At 35.5% G+C, this 23,206-nt stretch carries 21 protein-coding genes; 5 read left to right on the top strand and 16 right to left on the bottom strand.

The window, feature by feature from the left end; translation table 11 throughout:
• The first annotated feature begins 5 nt into the window (after positions 1 to 5).
• Together PQG52_RS05940 and mog are read left to right on the top strand one after the other, a co-directional pair.
• Positions 6 to 1,217, top strand: coding sequence for a molybdopterin molybdotransferase MoeA (locus PQG52_RS05940; protein WP_271828464.1), 1,212 nt, complete (start codon positions 6 to 8; stop codon positions 1,215 to 1,217).
• A gap of 21 nt (positions 1,218 to 1,238) precedes the next feature.
• The gene (gene mog / locus PQG52_RS05935) at positions 1,239 to 1,805 is read left to right on the top strand and encodes a molybdopterin adenylyltransferase (RefSeq protein WP_271789802.1); all 567 of its coding nucleotides are present in this window, start codon (positions 1,239 to 1,241) and stop codon (positions 1,803 to 1,805) included.
• Here mog and moaA read toward each other — a convergent pair whose 3' ends face one another.
• The 9 genes from moaA to PQG52_RS05890 all read right to left on the bottom strand — a co-directional run bounded on the left by moaA (position 1,806) and on the right by PQG52_RS05890 (position 13,056).
• A complete protein-coding gene (moaA, locus tag PQG52_RS05930; protein ID WP_271828463.1) occupies positions 1,806 to 2,780 on the bottom strand; it encodes a GTP 3',8-cyclase MoaA in 975 nt (324 codons plus the stop codon).
• A 111-nt stretch (positions 2,781 to 2,891) separates the two neighbouring features.
• On the bottom strand, positions 2,892 to 3,557 hold the full coding sequence (locus tag PQG52_RS05925; protein WP_271828462.1) for an ATP-binding cassette domain-containing protein: 666 nt from the start codon (positions 3,555 to 3,557) through the stop codon (positions 2,892 to 2,894).
• A 9-nt stretch (positions 3,558 to 3,566) separates the two neighbouring features.
• A complete protein-coding gene (gene modB, locus PQG52_RS05920) occupies positions 3,567 to 4,238 on the bottom strand; it encodes a molybdate ABC transporter permease subunit (RefSeq protein WP_271828461.1) in 672 nt (223 codons plus the stop codon).
• Between the two features lie 9 nt (positions 4,239 to 4,247).
• A complete protein-coding gene (gene modA, locus PQG52_RS05915; RefSeq protein WP_271828460.1) occupies positions 4,248 to 5,030 on the bottom strand; it encodes a molybdate ABC transporter substrate-binding protein in 783 nt (260 codons plus the stop codon).
• A gap of 15 nt (positions 5,031 to 5,045) precedes the next feature.
• Positions 5,046 to 5,732: a respiratory nitrate reductase subunit gamma gene (gene narI, locus PQG52_RS05910; RefSeq protein ID WP_271828459.1), complete on the bottom strand. Its 687-nt coding sequence runs from the start codon at positions 5,730 to 5,732 to the stop codon at positions 5,046 to 5,048.
• The gene (gene narJ / locus PQG52_RS05905; RefSeq protein WP_271828458.1) at positions 5,716 to 6,372 is read right to left on the bottom strand and encodes a nitrate reductase molybdenum cofactor assembly chaperone; all 657 of its coding nucleotides are present in this window, start codon (positions 6,370 to 6,372) and stop codon (positions 5,716 to 5,718) included. Before narJ ends, narI begins: the two co-directional genes overlap by 17 nt.
• Entirely contained in the window at positions 6,372 to 7,928 is a 1,557-nt protein-coding gene (gene narH, locus PQG52_RS05900; protein ID WP_271789795.1) for a nitrate reductase subunit beta, read from the bottom strand. Before narH ends, narJ begins: the two co-directional genes overlap by 1 nt.
• 15 nt (positions 7,929 to 7,943) lie before the next feature.
• On the bottom strand, positions 7,944 to 11,642 hold the full coding sequence (locus tag PQG52_RS05895; RefSeq protein ID WP_271828457.1) for a nitrate reductase subunit alpha: 3,699 nt from the start codon (positions 11,640 to 11,642) through the stop codon (positions 7,944 to 7,946).
• Positions 11,643 to 11,676: 34 nt separating this feature from the next.
• Positions 11,677 to 13,056, bottom strand: coding sequence for a NarK family nitrate/nitrite MFS transporter (locus PQG52_RS05890; RefSeq protein WP_271828456.1), 1,380 nt, complete (start codon positions 13,054 to 13,056; stop codon positions 11,677 to 11,679).
• Positions 13,057 to 13,318: 262 nt separating this feature from the next.
• Here PQG52_RS05890 and PQG52_RS05885 point away from each other — a divergent pair, with 262 nt between their 5' ends.
• A complete protein-coding gene (locus PQG52_RS05885; protein WP_271828453.1) occupies positions 13,319 to 15,223 on the top strand; it encodes a histidine kinase in 1,905 nt (634 codons plus the stop codon).
• Positions 15,224 to 15,237: 14 nt separating this feature from the next.
• Complete coding sequence (locus PQG52_RS05880) at positions 15,238 to 15,900, top strand: response regulator (protein WP_271789791.1); 663 nt, start codon at positions 15,238 to 15,240, stop codon at positions 15,898 to 15,900.
• 1 nt (position 15,901) lies between these two features.
• Here the strand turns inward: PQG52_RS05880 and PQG52_RS05875 are convergent, their stop codons facing one another.
• Positions 15,902 to 16,645 (bottom strand): HesA/MoeB/ThiF family protein, encoded by a 744-nt coding sequence (locus PQG52_RS05875; RefSeq protein ID WP_271828452.1) that lies wholly within the window; start codon positions 16,643 to 16,645, stop codon positions 15,902 to 15,904.
• Positions 16,646 to 16,855: 210 nt separating this feature from the next.
• Between PQG52_RS05875 and PQG52_RS05870 the strand changes: the two genes are divergently transcribed.
• Complete coding sequence (locus PQG52_RS05870) at positions 16,856 to 18,520, top strand: alginate export family protein (protein WP_271828450.1); 1,665 nt, start codon at positions 16,856 to 16,858, stop codon at positions 18,518 to 18,520.
• Between the two features lie 238 nt (positions 18,521 to 18,758).
• Here the strand turns inward: PQG52_RS05870 and PQG52_RS05865 are convergent, their stop codons facing one another.
• From PQG52_RS05865 to PQG52_RS05840, 6 genes are all read right to left on the bottom strand, one after another.
• Positions 18,759 to 19,577 carry a metal ABC transporter permease gene (locus PQG52_RS05865; RefSeq protein WP_271828449.1) on the bottom strand — a complete coding sequence of 273 codons (819 nt, stop codon included), beginning with the start codon at positions 19,575 to 19,577 and terminating at the stop codon, positions 18,759 to 18,761.
• Positions 19,578 to 19,604: 27 nt separating this feature from the next.
• Complete coding sequence (locus PQG52_RS05860) at positions 19,605 to 20,360, bottom strand: metal ABC transporter ATP-binding protein (protein WP_271828448.1); 756 nt, start codon at positions 20,358 to 20,360, stop codon at positions 19,605 to 19,607.
• On the bottom strand, positions 20,357 to 21,250 hold the full coding sequence (locus tag PQG52_RS05855; RefSeq protein ID WP_271828447.1) for a metal ABC transporter solute-binding protein, Zn/Mn family: 894 nt from the start codon (positions 21,248 to 21,250) through the stop codon (positions 20,357 to 20,359). Before PQG52_RS05855 ends, PQG52_RS05860 begins: the two co-directional genes overlap by 4 nt.
• A 25-nt stretch (positions 21,251 to 21,275) precedes the next feature.
• Positions 21,276 to 21,410 (bottom strand): hypothetical protein, encoded by a 135-nt coding sequence (locus PQG52_RS05850; RefSeq protein ID WP_271828445.1) that lies wholly within the window; start codon positions 21,408 to 21,410, stop codon positions 21,276 to 21,278.
• Positions 21,411 to 21,497: 87 nt separating this feature from the next.
• Entirely contained in the window at positions 21,498 to 22,445 is a 948-nt protein-coding gene (locus PQG52_RS05845; protein ID WP_271828444.1) for an electron transfer flavoprotein subunit alpha/FixB family protein, read from the bottom strand.
• A gap of 2 nt (positions 22,446 to 22,447) precedes the next feature.
• A complete protein-coding gene (locus PQG52_RS05840) occupies positions 22,448 to 23,197 on the bottom strand; it encodes an electron transfer flavoprotein subunit beta/FixA family protein (protein WP_271828443.1) in 750 nt (249 codons plus the stop codon).
• Positions 23,198 to 23,206 lie beyond the last annotated feature (9 nt).

Genomic DNA, 23,206 nt, shown 5'->3' with positions numbered 1-23,206 from the left:
CTATCATGCTCGATTATTATCAGGCACTCCATAATTTATTAACACAAAACACTCCTTCTTTAACAAAACAAACTATTCCTTTAACCGAAGCAGACCGTCTTATATTAGCTGCAAATTTAACAGTCCAATATGACACTCCTTTTTTTAGCAATAGCGCAATGGATGGTTATGCTCTTGGCGGTGATATTGATGTATGCCAAGAATGGAAAATCATCCATCGTATTGCCGCAGGCGATACCGCACAATCAATGACCTTAAAAACAGGAGAAGCAGCCCGAATCTTTACTGGTGCGCCAATCCCAGAAGGGACAAGTGCAGTTATTCAACAGGAAAATACAAAAGTTAACGATTCAATCTTGATGCTTACTTCTTCAGTTAAAAAAGGGCAAAATATTCGTTATCAAGCCGAAGAATTAAAAAAAGGGGATATATTTCTAGCTACAGGTCAATATATTACACCTGCTGTCACCGCTTTATTAGCCAGCCAAGGATATGCTGAAGTCCCTGTCTTTAAACCATTAACAATTTATGTATTTTCAACAGGAAACGAGCTTATTAATCCAGGAGAAACATTAAAGTCTGGTCAAATCTATGATGCTAATCGTTATTTACTTCTTTCATGGTTAAAACAAACCCCTCATCTTATTGTCGATGCAGGAACACTACCTGATAATAAAGAAGCAACTGAACAAGCGTTAAAAAATGCCAGTCAAAAAGCAGATATTATTATCACTTCTGGTGGGGTTTCTGTTGGTGAGGAAGATCATGTTCATGCAGCCATAACCGAATTAGGAAAACTAACCTTATGGAAACTTGCCATTAAACCTGGAAAACCGTTTGCATGGGGAGAGATTGATAAAGCAACAGTTTTTATGCTGCCTGGCAATCCAGTCAGCACCTTTGTAACGTTCCAACAGCTTGTTGTTCCTGCTCTTAAAAGATTATCAGGAATTGCATTAGAACATTGTATGCCAAAAGCAATCATGGCCAAAGCAACATTTTCCACTAAGAAAACACAAAACCGCAAAGAGTTCCTTAGAGTCCAGCTCCAACCCAGTGCTACTGGACTTTATGTCCAACTGCTTTCACATCAAGGCTCTGCAATGCTCTCTGCGTTTACACAAGCCAATGCCTTGGCAGAAATACCAGAAAATACTCTGATTCATGAAAACGATTATATCAAAGTCTATCCTCTTTCTTACAATTTCAACGCTTAAAAAACATCCTGAGAATCTATTATGAAAAAAATTAAAATTGGGCTTATTTCTATTAGTGACAGAGCCAGCAAAGGAATCTATGAAGATAAAGGTCTCCCTGCGCTGAAAGGTTGGTTGAACCTTGCTGTCTTAAATGACAAAGAATATATCGAACATTTAATTCCAGATGAGCAAGATTTGATTGAGAAAACACTCATTGAGTTAGTGGACAAAGAAAAATGCCCTCTAGTTTTAACAACAGGAGGCACAGGTCCTTATATTCGTGATGTTACGCCCGATGCTACCTTGGCTGTTGCAGATAAAGTTATGCCAGGATTTGGCGAGCAAATGCGTCAAGTAAGTTTATATTATGTACCAACAGCAATTTTATCCAGACAAGTCGGTGTTATTCGTAAAAAAAGCCTCATCTTAAACCTTCCAGGTCGTCCAAATGCAATCAAAGAAACCTTAGAAGGTGTTAAAGACGAAAATGGTAATGTCAAAATCCATGGTGTTTTTGCTTCTGTTCCAATGTGTATCGAAGTGATTGGTGGACCAAGAATTGAAACAAACGAAAAAATTGTTAAAGCATTCTTACCTAAAATATAATTAACCACCCGTCATTGACATAATACGATTAACTTTTTTTGGCTGCTCTAAGAAATCATGTGCTTTTGGTTTTAACTTAATTGCTTGCATAATAGCATTTTGTAACGCCTCATCGCTACATAGATTTCTTAGCAAAGGTTTCAATTCAAAACTATTATCTTGCCCTAAACACATCAATAAAGTGCCATCAACAGTTAACCGAACACGATTACAAGTCTCGCAAAAATGCTGAGATAATGGCGTAATCAAACCAAGATTAACAAACCCACTTTTAGTTTCCCAATATCTGGCTGGTCCATTTCCAATTTTCTTAGTTGTTGGTTGTAATTTAAAATTTTTTTCAAGCCTTTTTACTGTTTCTTGTAAATATACCGAAGCCGTACCCCGCCCACTTTCACCCATAGGCATGACTTCTATCAAACATAAGATATATTGATGTTGAATACAGAACCTTAACATTTCTTCAATTTCATCAACGTTACGATCTGGCATAACAACCATATTAATGCGAACTTTTTGAAAACCAGCTCTCTTAGCCGCAGACAATCCCGCTAAAATATTTTCAAGGCAATTGCTTCCTGTTATTGCCTCCATATGTTTAGAATTTAAGGAATCAAGACTGATATTCAACCGATCTAAACCTGCTTCAAATAAAGCTTCAGCCTTGTCTTCTAATAAAGTTGCATTCGTTGTTATGGACAAGTCCGTGACTTGATCCATTGCTTTCATATCACGAACCAATTCAACGATATTTTTTCTTAATAAAGGCTCACCACCTGTCAGGCGAAAATGATGTGTTCCTAATACTGAAAAATTATAAACAACTCTTAAAATCTCTTCATTGGATATCCAATGATCAGAATCTTTAAAACCTTTAAAGCCTTTTGGAATACAATAATTACACCTTAAATTACAGCGGTCTGTAACAGATATTCTTAAGTAATCTATTGTTCTACCGAAATCATCTATAAGCATTCTACAGACCGTTCTTGAAATAATAATTATTTTGAAAATTATACTATCATTAAGATATATTATTGGAGCAAATATATACAAATTTTATATCTTTTTACTGTAACCTATATATTATTTTTTTAATTTTCCATTCTCTAAAATCAAAACATCTTCAGCAAAGAAATCAACATCTTCTTGGTCATGTGAAATTATTAATAACAAGCAATTTATTTGTTGTTGAATAGCTTTTACCTCGCTACGTAAACGTTTCCCCAGCTGATAATCCAACATTGAAAATGGTTCATCTAATAATAGGAGCTTAGGTTTTGTTATTAAGGCTCTTGCTAATGCGACTCTTTGTTGCTGGCCACCAGATAATTCATGAGGATATTGATGGGCAAGGTTCACTAATTCAAAACGCTCTAATAACAGAGATATTTCTAAATTATTATATTTTTTAGTTGAATTAAAGATCCCTTTTTTCAACGGAAATGATATATTTTGCTGTACGGTTAAATGAGGAAACAAACTATAAGATTGAAAAAAATAAGCTAGGTTTCTTTGCTGTGGTTTTAAATTAATTTTTTGTTTTTTATCAAAAAAAACACAACTACCAATCTTAATCAATCCAATATCAGGTTGCAATAATCCTGCAATCATCTTAATTAACGTTGTTTTTCCGGCCCCTGATGGACCAAATATTGCAACAGATTTGCATGATGAAGCATATTCAAGATGTAATTGAAAAGAACGTTGACCTGCCAATAATGTTTTTTGAACATTCCAAATAAAATTCATCTTTTGCCACTAATGAAAAATTTTATAACCAGTTAATTTTTTTGCAATAACTAAAACAGCAATACAAACAATCGATAAAATAATTACTGCTATACTTGCGGTATCATTATCACCCTCTTGAACCGCTTGATAAATAGCAATCGACAAGGTTTCTGTTTTACCAGGAATGCTGCCTGCAACCATTAACGTTGCACCAAACTCTCCCAATGCTCTGGCAAATGATAATAACAAACCAGCAAAAATACCACGCCAAGCTAGTGGTAAAATAATACGAAAAAATATAGAAAAATTAGAAATTCCTAAAACACTAGCAGCTTGTTCATAACAGACATTTACACTCTCAAAAGCTGTTCTGGTAGGTTTAAAAACCAAAGGAAACGTAACAATTGTTGCAGCAACTACTGCCGCTTGCCATGTAAAAATTAGATTAATATTAAAATACTTCTCTAAACATTGTCCAATCCAACCATGTCGCCCCAACAGAACCAACAAATAATATCCCAAAACAGTAGGAGGCAGTACCATGGGTAGCGTTAAAATCGTATCTAAAAATTCTTTACCAATAAATTTTTTACGTGCGAATAGAAAACCAATTGGTACCGTAATTACAAGATTAATAATAACTGAGCACCCTGCAACTTTTAATGATAAAAACAGTGCATCCCACGAAAAATTCATCATATTGTTTTATTAAGGAGAAAGATTGGCAAAACCATATTTTTCTAAAATATTTTGCCCTGTAGAGGATAAAACAAAGTCAATAAATCTTTGAGCATTTTGATTTGGTTTTCTTTGCTTAACTAAAGCAATAGGATAACAAATTGAACGATTTAATGAAAATTCCAAGAGGATTTTTACCTTATCTTGTGCAATGGCTGCATCACTATGATATACAAATCCAACATTCACTTCATCACGCCCTACATAATCCAAAACTTGTCTTACATTTTGCCCAATAATCAATTTATTCTGAACTTTATCCCATACATGATTTTGTTCTAATAATTGCTGAGTATATCTACCTGCTGGAACTATTTGAGGTTGTCCCATTGCAATTTTTTGGATGGCTGGTTGTAATAAATCATCTACATTCTGCACATGCAAAACACTATGAATTGGTGCAATTAATACAAGGTTATTATAGATAAAATCTTTTCTACTTTTCTTTATAATCAACCCTTTCTCGCTGGCTTGATCCATCGTTTTTTCATCTGCAGAAGCAAAAACATCAACTGGTGCTCCTTGGTTAAGTTGTTGAAGCAAACTACCAGAAGCACCAAAATTAAATAATATTTTATCCGTAGGATGTTCAGCTTCATAAGCGTTAGCAATCTCTTTAAAAGCATTGCTTAGACTTATTGCCGCTGAAACAACAATGTCATTCGCTTTGGCATAATATAATCCACCAAAAAGAAAAATCATTGCAATTACAATATTTTGAATTACCTTACGAACAAAATAATTTTTTTTCATTACCAATCTTTTCTTTTATGAACGAGGTCTTACCAATTGCCATTTACGTGTAATATATGTCACCATTCCAAATCCACTGAAAATATGCACTAAACGCGTAAACGGGAAAATAGCAAATAAAGTCATCCCCATAAATAAATGAATTTTAAAAATAATAGAAGCATTCATTATGTAACTTGCAGCATCACCACGAACAGTCACTACATGTTGTGCCCATGTCATTAAGTTAACCATTTCGTGCCCATCTAAATGTTGCGCTGAGACAAAAATTGTTGATAAACCAAGACATAATGTCACCAATAACCATAAAAGCAAAAGTCTATCACGCCAGGTGCTATTTTGTGTTAAACGATCTACAGTAAAGCGTCTGTGGATTAAAATAACTAATCCAACGAAACACATACTGCCCATAATACCACCCGCGGTCATAGCCACCAATTGTTTTAAGGAATGACTGACCCCAAGTGTATCCCACACAATCACTGGGGTTAATAACCCACCCAAATGACCAAAGAATAAACCCAAAATTCCAAGATGAAACAGAATGCTACCAACGCGCAACTGCCCACGATATAGTAATTGACTGGAATCACTTTTCCACGAATATTGTTCACGTTCAAATCGAACAAGGCAACCAACAATAAAAATTGTTAATACAATATACGGATAAATCCCAAAAATAAATTTATCTAGGTAATCCATGACTTCCCCCTTTATTTTGATCGTAGGTCGGGCAAATTTTACAAGTGTTTGGTTGCAGCAAGGGTTCAATCCCCTCTATATTAGGTCCAAATTTTTCTAATGCCTCATCCATATCGCGAATAGGTGGCGTTACCAAGGGAACTGGCTTTGCCGTTGAATATTGTTCCAATAAAGAAAAAATACCCACATAAGCAGAATTTGTATCTTGTAATTTTTTACCAATATGACCAATCACATCAATCGCAGCGGTTAAAAGTTGAATTGCTTGCTTTTCTTCACAAACGGATAAATACTCAAGGAATAATGGTAAATAATCCGGCAGCTCATCAACTACAGAAAGCTCAAACCCATTATTTTGATACTCATTCATCAAATCAACCAAAGCCTGCCCACGAATGCGGTCTTCGCCATGAATATGTTCAAACATATGTAAAGAGTGATTCCGCCCGCGATCAAAAAGATTTACATATTCTTCTTGCAAAATAAGCAACTCTTTCTCACTCAACTCTGTCAACAAGGGAGATAGAAAAGTAGAGTCTATTTTTAACTTATTCAAACAATCTTTTAATTCAGGAACAGCATCTACCAACTCTTGTTCCGGATAACAAAGAAGCACTGAAAGGATTTTAAAAATTTGCATTAACTATTACTTTCCTTTTCTTTATTACGGTTTCGATCATTAATCATATCTGTAAAAACAATAGGTGACTGTTTTTTACCGAATAAGCTTTCTTTACTAGCACCATCAGAACAGCCATTGCCGAATGAAAAACCGCAAGATGCTTTATCTTGGAAAGCATCTTCAACCATTTCTTTATGAGATGAAGGAATAACGAAACGATCTTCATAATTAGCAATTGCCATTATTTGATACATTTCATTAATCTGTTCCTCAGAAACATGAAGATTTTCTATAGTTGATAAATCTGGTTGAGCATCGACGGATTTGCTGCGCATGTAACGACGCATTGCAATCATTGTTTCTAATGCTTCAACAATAGGCTCCTCTTTTCCTGCCGTTAATAAATTAGCAAGATAACGAACTGGAATACGTAATTCCTTGATTCCAGGAATAATACCTTTATCCCCAATCACGCCTTGTTCTACTGCTGATTGAATTGGTGACAAGGGAGGAATATACCAAACCATTGGTAATGTACGATATTCTGGATGTAATGGGAACGCAACTTTCCAATCCACTGCCATTTTATATACAGGTGATTTCTTAGCAGCATCCAACCAACTTTGTGGAATTCCTTGTTTTAATGCCTCAGCAATAACTTCTGGATCATTGGGATCCAAAAACAAATCTAATTGAGACTGATATAAATCTTTTGGATCTTCAGCAGAAGCAGCATCTTCAATTTTATCAGCATCATATAACAAAACACCGAGATACCGAATACGTCCAACACAAGTTTCAGAACAAACCGTTGGTTGCCCACCTTCAATTCGTGGATAACAGAAAATACATTTTTCAGATTTTCCAGATACCCAGTTATAATAAATCTTTTTATAAGGGCATCCAGAAACACACATCCGCCAACCACGACATTTATCTTGGTCAATCAAAACAATGCCATCATCTTCACGTTTATAAATAGATCCAGAAGGACAACTGGCAACACAAGCTGGATTTAAACAATGTTCACATAACCTTGGTAAATACATCATAAATGTATTCTCAAATGTAGACATCATTTCTTTTTGAATACCTTCAAATAAGGCATCTTTTGATCTTTTAGAGAACTCACCCCCCAGATCATCTTCCCAATTAGGACCCCATTTAATTTTATCCATTTTTTTGCCAGTTAAGACAGAAACGGGACGCGCAGTTGGTGGCGTTTTCATATCAGGAGCATTTTGTAGATGTTCATAATCATACGTAAATGGCTCATAATAATCATCAATTTGAGGCAAGTCTGGATTGGCAAAAATATTTGCCATAATTTTTAACTTACCCCCTTGGCGAGGTTTTAACTTATTATTTTTTAAAACCCATCCACCATTATATTTGTCTTGATTTTCCCACTCTTTTGGATAACCAACACCAGGCTTTGTTTCAACATTGTTAAACCATGCATATTCAACACCATCACGGCTGGTCCAAACATTTTTACAAGTGACTGAACAAGTATGACACCCAATACATTTGTCCAGATTTAACACCATGCCAATTTGTGCTCTAATTTTCATAATCTTGACCTCTTATTACGCTTTGATATTTTGCTGAGCTAAATTGTCGGTTTCTTGTAACCAATCAACATTTTTCATTTTACGAATAACCACGAATTCATCACGATTAGAACCAACCGTTCCATAATAATTAAACCCATAAGAAAGCTGAGCATAACCACCGATCATATGCGTTGGTTTTAAAACAGTTCTTGTTACAGAGTTGTGAATACCACCGCGTTTTTTAGAAACTTCAGCACCTGGAACATTAATAATCTTTTCCTGAGCGTGATACATTAACGTCATGCCTTCTGGCACACGTTGGCTGACCACTGCTCTGGCTGTTAAAGTTCCATTCAGATTGAACGCCTCGATCCAATCATTATCAACAATACCTGCCTTTTGAGCATCGATTTCGGAAATCCAAACATGGGGACCACCACGAGATAAAGTCAACATCCTAATATTGTCAGAATAAGTACTATGAATACCCCATTTTTGATGTGGTGTAATGAAATTAAGGACAATCTCAGTATTCCCATTATCATGTTTACCAAGCACTTGTTTTGTTGTTTTTAAATCTATTGCAGGCTTGTAAACGCACAAACTCTCACCAAAAGCACGCATCCATTGATGATCTTGATAGAATTGTTGTCGACCTGTAATTGTTCTCCAAGGAATCAGTTCATGAACATTGGTATAACCAGCATTATAACTGACGGTTTCACTTTCCAAACCAGACCAAGTAGGTGAGGAAATAATCTTACGAGGTTGCGCTTGAATATCTCTAAAACGAATTGTATCGTGCTCTCTGGGTAATGCTAAAGGTGTATGATCTAAACCAGTTATTTGAGATAGTGCATCCCATGCTTTAACCGCAATATGACCATTGGTTTCTGGTGCTAATGTCAAAATCATTTCCGCAGCATCAATTGCTGTTTCTAACTTAGGTTGACCTTTGGCAACACCATCTTGAACAACTTTATTTAATCCACGAAGTACATCCACTTCATGTTTAGTATCCCAGTTAATCCCTTTACCACCATTCCCAATTTTTTCAAGTAATGGTCCAATCGACGTATATTGCTGATAAATTGCCCCGTAATCTCTTTCGACCACAGTCATGGCAGGCATTGTTTTCCCTGGAACGGGATCACATTCTCCTTTTTTCCAATCTTTCACGTCAAAAGGTTGACCCAGTTCTTGAGGCGTATCATGCATCAATGGGGTTAAAACTAAATCTTTTTGTACACCCAAATAATCTTCTGCTAATTCAGAAAACTTTTTAGAAATACCCTTAAAGATTTCCCAATCACTTTTACTTTGCCACAAAGGTTGTACAGCCTCACTTAATGGGTGAATAAAAGGATGCATGTCTGATGTATTTAAATCATCTTTTTCATACCATGTTGCTGTTGGTAAAATAACATCAGCATATAAACAAGTCGTTGACATACGGAAATCTAAAACAACCATCAAATCCAATTTACCCTCAGCAGCAGGTCTTACTGTAATTTCTTGGGGTTTGATGCAGTCTTCTTCCTCACTTAACACAGCATTTTGTGTGCCCAGCAAATATTTTAGGAAATATTCATGCCCTTTGCCAGATGAACCCAAAATATTTGAACGCCATACAAACATATTTCTTGGAAAATTCTTTGGATTATCTGGATCATTACAAGACATATCCAATGAACCATCTTTTAACCCATCCACAGCATAAGCAACAGGATCTTTTGATGCAGCAATTGCTTGTTGTGTGACTTGCAAAGGATTAGTCGTTAATTGCGGTGCAGAAGGCAACCATCCCAAACGTTCAGCTTTGGCATTACAATCAATGAGTGATAAATTTTCAAACTGATTTAACGCTGTTGATGATGTAATTTCATGCAGATTTAATTTTTCATGGCGCCACTGACTGGTATGATTATAGAAAAATGAAGTTCCATTCATTTGACGTACTGGACGATACCAATCCAAACCAAAAGCAAGTGGTGTCCAACCTGTTTGTGGTCTTAACTTTTCTTGCCCTACATAATGGCACCAACCACCACCGCTTTGTCCAATACAACCACACATCATCAGTATATTAATAATACCACGATAAGTCATATCCATATGATACCAATGGTTCAGAGCAGCACCCACGATAACCATACTTTTACCTTGGGTTTGGTCTGCATTTTGTGCAAATTCACGAGCCACTTGAATCACAAGCTCTGGCTTTACCCCAGTATGTTTTTGTTGCCATGCAGGCGTATAAGGAACATTGTCAAAATAATCCTTTGCTCCGTCGCCTAACCCACGATCAATACTGTAATTTGCAGCCATTAAATCAAATACAGTTGTTACCAGTGCTTCTGATCCATCAGCTAACTTAATTTTTTTAACTGGCACTTTGCGTGTAAATTGCTCATTTTCACCTTCACCAGCAAAATAGTCAAAAGCAACCTCAACAACTTGATCCTGTGTATTTAAAAGAGAAAGCTGTGCCTCGATAGATTGTCCTTGACTATCTTGCTCTTGTAAATTCCATTTGCCATTATCACCCCATCTAAATCCAATAGACCCTTTAGGTACAACAATATTCCCAGTTTTACCGTCAATAACGAGGGTCTTCCATTCTGGGTTTGTTTGTTCATTAAGATTACCATCTAAATAACTGGCTCTTAGGAAATAATTTGGTAGATAATGTTCACCCTTATTATCCAACATAACCAACATCGGCATATCGGTATATTGACGACAATAACGTGTAAAATAATCAGAAGGATTATCTAGATGAAATTCTTTAAAAATCACATGCCCCATTGCCATGGCAAGGGCAGCATCTGTTCCTTGTTTTGGTGCCAACCAAATATCACCAAATTTAACCATTTCACCATAATCAGAAGAAACAGCAACAGTCTTGGTTCCTTTATAACGCACTTCTGTATAAAAATGTGCATCAGGTGTTCTGGTCATAGGAACATTTGATCCCCAAACCATTAAATAGGTAGAATTATACCAATCCGCAGATTCTGGAACGTCTGTTTGCTCGCCCCAAACTTGGGGACTGGCAGGGGGTAAATCACAATACCAATCATAAAAAGATAAAGGTACACCACCAATTAATGATAAATATCTTGAACCAGAAGCGTAGCTTATCATTGACATCGCAGGAATTGGAGAGAACCCAACAACACGATCAGGTCCAAATTCTTTTACAGTAAAATTATTAGCAGCAGCGATAATTTCATTGACCTCGTCCCAATTTGAGCGAACAAAACCACCCAAACCACGCCGAGATTTATAAGTTTTCGCAATTTCCGGAGTTTGACTGATATATTCCCAAGCCGCAATTGGATCTTTGCTCTTACGTACTTCACGCCATAATTTTGCCAATACCCCCCTTAACATCGGATATTTTACCCGTTGAGCAGAGTAAACATACCAACTATAAGATGCACCACGTGGGCAGCCTCTGGGTTCATGATTAGGCAAATCAGGGCGTGTACGTGGATAATTAACTTGCTGCGTTTCCCACGTGATTAATCCGCTTTTGACGTAAATTTGCCAGCTGCAAGATCCAGTGCAATTCACACCATGAGTAGATCTTACAATTTTATCATGCTGCCAACGTTGCCGATATGCGTTTTCCCATTTTCTATCTTCTTGAACAACAGCACCATGACCATTGGCAAAAGTACTCTTAGTTCTTTTAAAGAACGATAAACGATCTAATAAGTGACTCATGATTTTTTCTCAATCCTTAAAGATATAATACCGATTAACATGCGCTTTCTGCATTTTTACGAAGATAAAACCACCAATTCATCAACAAACAAGAGCTATAAAAGGCAATAAAACAACAAAAAGCGAGATTAAATGTGCCTGTATATGCGACTGCTGTTCCACAAAGTTTTGGGATAACAAACCCACCATAAGCACCAATAGCCCCCATAAACCCAAGCACCGCACCTGTTTCTTTGACAGCAGTTTTTGCAGATTCTTCGGCACTGATGCCTGTTGTAGCGGCTAATTTACGATGAAAGATTCCAAAAATAATGGGCGTTTGAGCAAAAACGGATCCGTTCCCAATACCAACAAAGACAAAAACCAGCATAAAACTAATAAAAAAAGCCATAAAATTTTCTGTTTGTCCGTGTTCTGGAATAAAATATAAAACGGCAAGTGTAAAAACAATAACCCCAGCATAAGCAATTTGAGTAACAATACTGGCTCTAATTTTATCTGAAATCATACCACCAACCACTCTAAAAATAGAACCGAGCAAGGGCCCTAAGAATGCGTATTTCAAAGGATCAATATCTGGAAAAGAATGTTTCAATAAAATAGGAAAAACAGAGGAATATCCAATAAATGAACCAAACATTCCTAAATATAGCCAACATAGAATCCAGTTATCTTTGCGTTTAAAAATAGTAGATTGTTCAGAAAATGATGCTTTTGCAGAAGAAAGATCATTCATCCCAAACCAAATAAAAAATAAGATAACCAAAATAATAGGAACCCATACAAACCCAATATTTTGAAGCCAAATAGAGGTTTCCTGTCCATTTTGTACAATTACTTTAGGATCCCCACCTAATGCACCAAAAATACCTATACCAATAATTAAAGGCGCAACAAATTGAACCACAGAAACACCAAGATTTCCTAAACCTGCATTAACACCTGTGGCATATCCTTTTTCAGATTTTGGAAAAAAATATCCTATATTTGCCATAGAGGAGCTAAAATTTCCGCCTCCAAGCCCACATAAAAGTGCAATGATTGTCATTGTGAAAAAGCTGGTTTGGGGATCTTGAACAGCCATTCCAAACCAAACTAGAGGAATTAACATTACTGCTGTTGAAAAAAATGTCCATTTTCTACCACCGAAAATAGGCACCATAAATGCATAAAATATTCTTAATGTTGCACCAGATAAAGCAGGTAAAGCTGTTAGTAACATCAACTGATTTTGATCATAATCAAAACCTAGTTTAGGCAAATAAATAACAACCACACTCCATAAAGACCAAACAACAAAAGCAAATAAAAGTGCTGGTACTGAAATCCATAGATTTCGTGTCGCTACTTTTTTTCCATGCTTTTGCCAGAATTCTTCATTTTCTGGCTCCCAATTTGTTAATAAATTAGACATTCATAGCTTCCTATTACAAATGAATTCTTTCTATAATTTTCTCAACAAAATATTATATAAATTTTTAATACATAATAATTGGCTGTAAATTATCTATGATGCTAATATATTTAAAACGATTAACCAATTCATCTAAGGGGCAAAATGAACTATCTACTTGACTAGATAATATCTAGTTCTTTTGGACTAGTTCTAGTCTCTATCTATTGAAAAAACTCTTATTACCTCACCCTCTAAAGTCAGCAATATCCTGAATAATTCAATGACAAAAACATCAAGACGACACAGCCTCTCTGTTAAACTACTTGTTTCAGTTATCCTCTGGGTGACAAGTGCTATCTTCTTTACAGGATATGCCTTGGCATTACTTTGGCAGTTAGAGAATGCAGGTAAAAATATTAATTATGCCGGCAGTTTGCGGATGAAAATGTATCATATGCTTCTTTTATCAAGTCAACCTGGCCATCAACAAGATCTACAATCCGAGCGTAATCAATTTGTCTTTATTTTAAATAATTTATTAAAATCGGACAAAAATAATTTTATTTTTCCAAACAACACGAAGATTGATACACAAATACAAATCATTCAACAATCTTATACAAGCAATATCTTACCAATTCTGAACCAATCGCCAACATTCAGTCATATAATATCAACAAAAGATCTTCTGACTATCAATCAGTTTGTAGGAAATATTAATTATCTTGTAAAAATTATTGAAAATCAAAATACACAAAATATTATTTGGCTTCGGTTTATACAAACTGTACTAATTATAATGGTTATTTTTACCGCTTTTTCAGCCATTTACCTTTTATACAGATTTGTTATTAATCCTCTAACACACTTACAAACTGCTATTCAACAAATCAGTCTAGGCAATTTATCTCAACGTATTACAATTACAAACAAAGATGAATTTAATATTGTATCTGCTGGATTTAATAAAATGGCTGATAACTTACAAGATTTATATAATAATCTTGAACAAAAAGTATCTCAGAAAACTATTTCTTTAGAAGAAAAAAACCATGAACTTGCTATTTTATATGATATGACGACTTTCTTACATGAATCCTTGATGCAAGAAACACTTTTAGAAAGCTTTTTAGATAAAATTATTCAATTAGGTAATGCTGATGCTGGGTTTATTGGTCTTTTAAACAGCAATAAAGATTCTTTTGATTTTTTATATGGTCAAGGGTTACCAAAACAGTCAGATATTATTAAAAAATGTTATTTTTCTGCGCGTTGTTTTTTTGATGTCAATGTATTACCCAAAAACCCAAATCCTATTTATATTCACACCAAGCAACAAAATAAATTTCACCTTTCAATTCCAAACTGTATTCAAAAAACTTTTGAATATTTTGTAATTTTCCCTATTTGGCATAACAATAATGAAATAGGTATGATAGGTTTATATTTTACAAATCCTCAAAATGATTCTGCAACAGAAAAACGAAACCATTACCTTATAAAAACACTTATTAAACAATTAGCAATTTCTATTGAAAATCAACATCTTACCATAAAAGAAAAACAACTTGCGGTTCTGGAGGAAAGAAATATGATTGCTCAAGGGTTACATGATAGTATTGCACAATCCTTATCCTTTCTAAATTTACAAACACAAATATTAGAAAAAGCAATCGATCAACAAAATTATAGCCGTATCAAACAAAACCTTAACTTTATACAAAAAGGTATCCAAGAATGTTATGAAGATGTCAGAGAGCTTTTGTTGAATTTCAGAACAAAGATTAATAATACTGATAATTTTTCCAAAGTAATTCAAAATGTTTTAGACCGTTTTAAATCACAAACAAACATTCCCATTGAGGTTCATAGCCTTAATCAACAATTCTTTTTAACACAGCAGCAACAACTGCAAGTTGTGTTTATATTGCAAGAAGCATTATCCAATATTCGTAAACATTCATCTTGCAGCCTTGTGCAAATCTTTTTTAAAAATGATAAAGATTTCTTAATGAAAATTCAGGATAATGGTGTAGGTTTTGATACAAAAATTATACAAGAAAAAAAAATAAGCCATGTTGGTATATCTATTATGAAAGAAAGAGCTGAAAAAATTCCCGGAATCATTCATATTAACTCTGTATTACATCATGGCACGACTATTGAACTCATTATTCCCCAATAATAACTAGGAGTATTATGGAAAATTCTAAAATTAAAATCTTATTAATTGACGACCATGCTCTTTTTCGTTCTGGTCTAAGATTTTTGCTTGAAACTGAAAAAGATTTTGAAATTGTAGGCGAAGCTCAAGATGGGTTGCAAGGCGTTAAGCTTGCAAATACCTTACACCCTGACGTTGTCTTACTGGATCTTGATATGCCTGTTATGGCAGGCAAAGAAACATTACAACAATTATTGAGTGCAGATCCAAAACTACATGTTTTAATTTTAACGGTTTCCGAAGATAATGAAAATTTGCTTGAATGCATGGAAATAGGAGCAAGTGGGTATTTACTAAAAAACATTGATATTGATTTTTTACTTCAAAGTATTCGTAAAACACTTGATGGAGATAATATTCTATCCCCTGAAATGACAACCAAACTAATCCGTCAACTTAAAAATCCCAAACAGCAGGATAATGAACCCTATAAATTGTACGAAAGCCTTACCTCAAGAGAGAAAGAAATCCTTGCTTGGCTAACTAAAGGTGGCAGTAATAAAGAAATTGCACGTTTTTTCAATTTATCAGAAAGCACTATCAAGCTACATGTGCAAAATATTTTACGTAAATTAAATATTCATAGCCGTGTTCAAGCTGCTGTATTTGCACTAAAATATGGATTTAATAAAATATAAATTAATGACTGCATATTTTACAATGAGGGTTTCGATCAAAGTAAATTTGATCAAACTGTGCACTTAACGCATTATAATGCAACAATTTCCCCATAAATACATCACCAACATTTAAAATAACTTTTAAAGCCTCAGAAGCCTGCATAGAACCGATAATGCTGACTAAAGGTGCAAAAACCCCTGAGAAAGAACAGCTATCTTGCCCATTATCAGTACCACCAAATAAACAAGCATAACATGGAGAATTTAGGTTACGACTATCAAAAACACTTAACTGCCCTTCAAAACGAAGAGCTGACCCAAATATTAAAGGAACCTTACTGATAAAAGCCGCTTGATTAATATCTCGACGTGTTTGTAAATTATCACTGCAATCAACGACAAGATCATGATGTTTACATAATATGATTAAATCGTTCAGTGATAACCTCTGTGTCTTTATATTAACCTGTACCTCTTGATTTTGTTTATGTATAAAATTCTTTATTACTTCGACTTTGAATTGCCCTATATCTTCATATACATAATGTGTTTGCCGTTGTAAATTTGATAAATCGACTTTGTCATCATCAACACAGGTTAAATATCCAACACCAGCTGCTGCTAATAAAGGGGCTACAGCACATCCAAGCCCCCCACAACCAATCACCAATATTTTGCTATTTAAAATAGCATCCTGCCCTCTTAAATCAATTTGAGGGAGCAATATATGCCGGCTATATCGTATTAATTGGGAATCATCCATAGGACATCGTTATAATAAGGTAAAATTCAAATTATAACCTGATTTTAATCTATAATCTACTATCAAAACAGGCAGTAATGACTATCCAAAAGTATATCTTACTTTACCCAATAGAATTGAATTTTATACACTTCATACCAATAGGAATTGTTATCTAAAAGAATAAAATAAGTCTGAAAACTATTACAGTTAATAACGAAATGTTATATCATGAAGCATTCCAAAAGACTTATTTATAAAACAATTACAGTAATGACCGTATCATTTTGTTGCAGTTTTTTAGGGAAACCCGCAATAGCGATCAAACCCTCCACCAATTCTTTGTCTGATGACAAAATAACATTAAATAAACGTTGTCAAAATATTATTACCGCAGCAGGAAAATATGGGAAAAGCCGACACCCAGATTGGGGCGGTGCTTTTAACAAAGGAACTGCCGCTGGATTTGGTGCTGTTGGAAATTATTCATGGTATGCTTTTGGGGAAAATTCTCCATATGCACAAGCACGCTGGGCAGAGGATTGGAGTGGGTTATGTAATGATCCAAATAAAAACAAAGACTGGTTCAATCGATTAAAATATATCCCTTTAAATGATTCTGGTACTATTTGGCTAAGCTTAAACGGAAATGAACGTTTACGACATGTCTATGATTCTCAACCTTATCTAGGATACACAACAAAGAAAAATTCAAACAAACTCCTTTTACGCAGCTTATATGGGGCAGACTTGCATATTGGAAAACATGTACGTGCCTATGCAGAACTTATTAATGCCGTTGCGGGGGGAAGTAATACATTTGGTTATCAAACTGGCTTTCAACGTAAAAGATTAGACCTTCAGCAAGGTTTTCTTGAGTTAAAAGCAAACTTACTGGGTGCTAAAATGGGTGTTATGGGTGGTAGACAATTTTTTGTCGATGCCCCCTTATCCATTACATCTCCTCGTGAAATTACAAACGTAAGGCAAAGCTGGGACGGCGTCAGAGGATACGCCATATGGGATCGTTTTCGTATAGATCTGTTTGATTTTTGGCAAACTGATTTAACAGACAGAAAAATTTTTGGATATGGTCCCAGTTGGAATGCTCGCTTTTACGGTGGGTATGCCAGCCTTGCCCTTCCAACGTTTCAAGCCTTTGGTAAAAAGAGCCAGCTCTATGTCGATAGTTTCTTTATGGGATATTTATATAGTGGAACGCCTGCATCAATCCCTACCCCTACTATAGGAGGTTGGCAAAAAGGATCAAGCCGCAGAGATAATATCGGAGGAAGAATAGGCGGAAATATAGCTGATCTTAATCTTGAAATTATTGGTATTTATCAAGGTGGTGAATTTAGACCTGAGAAAGGGGGAGATTCACGTCCTGTCAATGCCTTCGCATTTAATACTTTATTCTCCTATAGTTTTTCAAATATAAAGGGAAAACCTACTATTGGATTACAAAGCGATTACTATTCAGGCGGCAATTATAAAAAATCAAAAGGGGCAATCCATAATTTTGCTTCACCATATTTCCCAACTGCTAATTATCAAGACATGACTCTTTATATGAATCTATCTAACGTTATTAGTACTGGTCCATTAATTACTTATAATCCAACACCTAAATCTTTACTTAAACTTCATGCTCCTGTTATGTGGCGTGCAAGTACAAATGATACAATTTATGGTATTGGCACTAATTACCCTCTTAGAGATAATTTCTCTGGCGGATTTGTTGGTGCTTTACCTCAATTTACATTTGCTTATGCTATTGCACCTCATTTGGTTTTAACCAACGATTTTGCAGGATTTATTGGCTCTAAATCTATTAGAAATGCTGGCACAAAAAGTGGAGCTTTCATCATGGAAACATTAGATTTTAGATTTTAGGTTTAATAATATTTTGTTTGAACAATATTATATTTTGCTAATAATCAATGAAGCTAATTATGGAAATTTGAACAACACATCAATATACATATCTGTTCATAACAAAGTATAAATGTAACTCTGCCAAAGCTATCACTAGTTTTCTTTCATAATATTTCAAATAAAATAAAACGAAATAAATACTCAATGCTAGACTAATAATTATTGTTCACATCATATTTAACATCAAACATAACGCTTAATTCACTTTTCTAGCTTTCTTATAAAAAGATAAATTTTTACTGACTAATAATGACAATATATAAGTCACAAAACTTAATAAACTAATCCAAAAAGAAACGGGGCAATCAGTAATCCAAGCAATAGTAATACCTCCCCATGTTTCTGCGAGTGCTAAAAATATCGATAAAAATATACCTTTCCAAACGGTCTTACTTAACTGACGTGCAACCGCAGCAGGTCCCACCATGAGCGAAAAGGTCAACAAAACCCCAGTAACTTGAACACACGCAGCCGTCACGCATGCAACCAACCCCAAGAAAAGAATAGAAACACGTCGTAAAGATAATCCTTTTGCCTCTGCCAAATCTGGTTGCAAAGAGGCAAACAACAAGGGACGCATAAAAAACAACATCGCAATACAACAAACAATACTAAGAATAATCAGTCCATATAAAGTTTGCGTATCAACCGCAAAAACATTCCCAAAAAGCAATCCTGTCACTTGCGAGGCATAACGGGTATAAAAATGCAAAAATAATAAGCCAAGACCCATCGAGGTCGATAATACCAACCCAATGGCAATATCTCTATCTTTTAACTTTGGCCCTATTGCGCCTATTAATCCACCGGCACAAAGGCTGAAAATTAATAACCCAAGGAATGGAGAAACACCAATCAAGCTTGCCCCTGTTGCCCCTGCAAAACCAACATGCGACAACGCATGTCCTGCAAAGGTTTCTCTGCGGATCAGCAAAAAATATCCAATTAGTCCACAAATAACTGCAACAATACCTGATGCAATAAATGCAGTTTGCATAAATTCAAGGGAAAACATCCTCGAATCAACTTTCAAATTAATAAATTAACAAGCCGTTGTAACAAAAAGATGCCGATCTGTTTTAACCACCTCAATCGGAAACCCATATAACTGAGTCAATACGTCTGAGGTCATCACTTGATTCACATCACCTAAAATTGCTTTTTGATTTCCAATACAGATAACCTGATCCATAATTTTCATCAAAGGATTTAAATCATGCGTCGAAAGTAAAATTGTTAATCCTATTCGCTCTTGTAACTCTTTAAGCAAAGACAAAATAATTTTAACCCATTTAGGATCTAGATTACTAAAGGGCTCATCCATAATAATGAGCTGTGGATTACCAAGCAACGCTTGCGCCAATAGTAATCGCTGTCTTTGTCCCCCAGACATTTCAGACAAGGGAACACCAGCCAGCTCTTTGGCATGCACATGATCTAAAACTGCATCTATATGATATAAATCTTGCTTTGTTAAAAAAGGAAGTCCCCATTTATGGCCACGAATACTGGTGGCGATAAACTCTCTCCCCGTTAATTGAAAGGATTCCATATCACGATATTGGGGGATATACCCTATTTGTTTTCGAGCTTTATAAGGCGAATTTCCTAAAATCTTTATTTTACTTTCAGCACAAGGAATAATCCCCAAGAGTGCCTTCATAAACGTCGTTTTACCAGAACCATTCGGCCCGAAGATACCAATAAACTGATTTTCTTTTATCTCTAGATTAAGTCGAGATAAAATGATACGTGAGCCCAATCGAACATCAAGGTTTTGACATTCAATAACATTCATTGATGCTGACTTTTTAAAGCAGTCTCGACTCTATCCAGCACCTGGTTCATCCATTGCTGATAGCTTAAATGAGCTGGCATCGTTTCTGAAACACCAACCACTGCTACACCCGATTCTAAAGCAATTTTCTTTAATTGCTGCGTTGCTGGAGTAGAAACTTGTTCATTATAAAATAAGATTTGGATTTGATGCGTTTTTAAGTCTTGAACAAACTGGGCAATTTGCTTGGGAGTCGGTTCACCACCATTCATAACAACCCATTGATAAGGCTCTTCCAACATTTCAAACCCTAGTTTTTGAGCCATCAATCCAAATACAGGTTCCGTTGCAGCCACCTTCGTATGTGGGTATTGTTGACGTAGGGTTTGAATACGCTGCTGAATTTTTTTCAAATCAGTATCAAGCAAAGTAAATTGTTTTTGAAAGAATAATTTCTCTTGTGGATCCAACTGAGCATAAACTTGCTGCAACCGTTGAGATAATATTTCTATTGCCTCAAAATCATACCACAAATGCGGATTATCACCGTCTTTACGACCCAACAAAGACTGTACAGATAAAATATCTTGATGATTAAAATGATATTTTGTTAATAAACGATTCATCCAAGAATCATAGCCTAGTCCGTTAACAATAATTACCTCAGCTTCAGCAATTTTTTCACCAATACTCGGGGTGAGCTCAAATAAATGTGGATCTTGGTCTGGTTTTTTTAAAATAGAATCAACTTGCACATACTTCCCGCCTAGTTGTTGAGCAATATCTCCATACATATTCTCTGCTGCAATAACGTGGATGATTTTCGTACCATTAGTCGCATAAGCAACTTGATAATTGCTATATAATAATATCGTAATAAAAGAAGAGAAAAGGAAAAATCTGTAAAACAAGAAATATGTCACTTTCATTTTTGTATTATAAATACCAAGCACCGTACGTCATGAGAGCAAGCACCGCGATTAATATCCCATGTAAAATTAAAAGCCACTTGATGGTAATCACTGGCACATAGAATTTATCTTTTGGTTGTTCCAGTTCCCATTTCATCATGTCTCTCCTTTACGAACCTATTATTTATATCTTAATAAAATTATTGCTTACATGCTGTTTATATATGTAAACAGCATGTAAAATTCATTATCTTGCTTTTAAAGCAGCTTCTAATTGTGGTAAAATTTCAAAAAGATCACCAATAATCCCATAATCTGAAACCTTAAAGATTGGAGCTTCTGGATCTTTATTAATCGCCACAACAATTTTACTGTCTTTCATTCCAGCCAAATGTTGAATAGCACCAGAAAGAGCCACAGCAACATAAAGCTCTGGAGCAACAATTTTACCTGTTTGCCCAACTTGATAGTCATTGGGAACAAATCCAGCGTCAACAGCTGCTCTTGATGCACCAATTGCAGCATCTAATTGATCTGCAATTTTTTCAAGAAGCACAAAATTTTCACCGCTTTGCATACCACGTCCGCCAGAGATAACCACACGAGCTGATTCAAGCTCTGGTCTATCGGATTGTGATAATTTTAACTCTTTAAAAACAGATAGTTGTTTGTCTGAAGCAGGTAAGTTCTCAATTTTTTCAATTGTTGCATTACCACCTGTTTCTGCAACTGCTTCAAACGTAGTACCACGAACAGATAAAAGTTTCTTTGCATCTTTCGAAGTCACCGTTGCAAGAATACTACCTGCGTAGATTGGACGCACAAAAGTAGAGGCATCAATAATTTCAACAACATCAGAAATTGGTTGAACATCCAACAGTCCAGCTAAACGAGGCAGAATATCTTTACCCTCTGCATTTGCAGGAGCAACGATAAATTCATAAGAATCAGCCAATGAAGCAATTAAATCAGCTACTGGCTCTGCTTGCATATGGGCATAAGCAGCATGTTCTGCAACAAGTAATTTTTGGATACCTTGTAACTGAGATGCTTTTTGAGATAACCCATCTAAATGATCCCCAACCAACAACGCATGAACTTCTGTGCCTAATTTCCCTGCAGCAGAAATTGCTGAACGGCTGATCTTGCGAATTTGATCGCCTTTTTCATAACTTAATAAAACTAAAACAGCCATTCTTAAATTACCTTTGCTTCATTTTGAAGTTTATCCATAAGTTCTTCAACAGAACCGACAATAATACCTTCACGAACAGAAGAAGATTCTGCAACAGATTTGACTTGTAAACGAACAGCGGTATCCACCCCAAGATCAGCAAGCGCAACCGTTTCGATTTGTTTCTTTTTTGCTTTCATAATATTTGGCAATGAAGCAAAACGAGGTTCATTTAAACGTAAATCCGTTGTAATCACAGCTGGTAAAGTAAGCTCTAGGATTTCTTGCCCATCATCTATTTCACGCGTAATTTGGGCTTTACCATCAGAAAGCTCTAATTTACTGACGAATGTTCCCTGCGCCCAGCCCAATTTTGCTGCCAAAATTTGACCCGTTGCATTCATATCATCGTCAGATGCTTGTTTACCCATTAAAACAACATCAGGTTGTTCTTTGGTAACAAAATACTGTAAAATTTTCGCAACACTTAGAGATTCCAAAGCATCGTCTGAGGTTACTAAAATCCCTCTATCTGCACCCATTGCCATTGCAGTGCGCAATGTATCTTGGCATTTAGGTTCACCAATGGAAATTACCACTACTTCAGAAGCTATCTTTTGCTCTTTAAGACGAACAGCTTCCTCGACTGCGGTTTCATCAAAAGGGTTCATGGACATTTTCACACCACCAACCTCGACACCAGAATTATCGGACTTTACCAACGGTTTAATATTAGAATCAACAACCCGTTTCACCGGAACTAATATTTTCATAACACCCTT

Source organism: Commensalibacter communis (assembly GCF_947179105.1).
Classification (GTDB): Bacteria; Pseudomonadota; Alphaproteobacteria; order Acetobacterales; family Acetobacteraceae; genus Commensalibacter; species Commensalibacter communis.
The sequence above is the reverse complement of the archived record's forward strand: the minus strand, read 5'-3'. Positions and strand labels throughout refer to the sequence as shown.

Bases quoted from the DNA above. Each gene is read 5' to 3' on its own strand.
- PQG52_RS05865 (WP_271828449.1), bottom strand. From the start codon at position 19,577: ATGTTTTCCCTTGAATTTATGCAAACTGCATTTATTGCATCAGGTATT.
- PQG52_RS05885 (WP_271828453.1), top strand. From the start codon at position 13,319: ATGACAAAAACATCAAGACGACACAGCCTCTCTGTTAAACTACTTGTT.
- modA (WP_271828460.1), bottom strand. From the start codon at position 5,030: ATGAAAAAAAATTATTTTGTTCGTAAGGTAATTCAAAATATTGTAATT.
- PQG52_RS05845 (WP_271828444.1), bottom strand. From the start codon at position 22,445: ATGGCTGTTTTAGTTTTATTAAGTTATGAAAAAGGCGATCAAATTCGC.
- PQG52_RS05940 (WP_271828464.1), top strand. From the start codon at position 6: ATGCTCGATTATTATCAGGCACTCCATAATTTATTAACACAAAACACT.
- PQG52_RS05880 (WP_271789791.1), top strand. From the start codon at position 15,238: ATGGAAAATTCTAAAATTAAAATCTTATTAATTGACGACCATGCTCTT.
- PQG52_RS05895 (WP_271828457.1), bottom strand. From the start codon at position 11,642: ATGAGTCACTTATTAGATCGTTTATCGTTCTTTAAAAGAACTAAGAGT.
- PQG52_RS05860 (WP_271828448.1), bottom strand. From the start codon at position 20,360: ATGAATGTTATTGAATGTCAAAACCTTGATGTTCGATTGGGCTCACGT.
- moaA (WP_271828463.1), bottom strand. From the start codon at position 2,780: ATGCTTATAGATGATTTCGGTAGAACAATAGATTACTTAAGAATATCT.
- narH (WP_271789795.1), bottom strand. From the start codon at position 7,928: ATGAAAATTAGAGCACAAATTGGCATGGTGTTAAATCTGGACAAATGT.
- PQG52_RS05925 (WP_271828462.1), bottom strand. From the start codon at position 3,557: ATGAATTTTATTTGGAATGTTCAAAAAACATTATTGGCAGGTCAACGT.
- PQG52_RS05850 (WP_271828445.1), bottom strand. From the start codon at position 21,410: ATGATGAAATGGGAACTGGAACAACCAAAAGATAAATTCTATGTGCCA.
- mog (WP_271789802.1), top strand. From the start codon at position 1,239: ATGAAAAAAATTAAAATTGGGCTTATTTCTATTAGTGACAGAGCCAGC.
- PQG52_RS05875 (WP_271828452.1), bottom strand. From the start codon at position 16,645: ATGGATGATTCCCAATTAATACGATATAGCCGGCATATATTGCTCCCT.
- PQG52_RS05840 (WP_271828443.1), bottom strand. From the start codon at position 23,197: ATGAAAATATTAGTTCCGGTGAAACGGGTTGTTGATTCTAATATTAAA.
- narI (WP_271828459.1), bottom strand. From the start codon at position 5,732: ATGGATTACCTAGATAAATTTATTTTTGGGATTTATCCGTATATTGTA.
- modB (WP_271828461.1), bottom strand. From the start codon at position 4,238: ATGATGAATTTTTCGTGGGATGCACTGTTTTTATCATTAAAAGTTGCA.
- PQG52_RS05890 (WP_271828456.1), bottom strand. From the start codon at position 13,056: ATGTCTAATTTATTAACAAATTGGGAGCCAGAAAATGAAGAATTCTGG.
- PQG52_RS05870 (WP_271828450.1), top strand. From the start codon at position 16,856: ATGAAGCATTCCAAAAGACTTATTTATAAAACAATTACAGTAATGACC.
- narJ (WP_271828458.1), bottom strand. From the start codon at position 6,372: ATGCAAATTTTTAAAATCCTTTCAGTGCTTCTTTGTTATCCGGAACAA.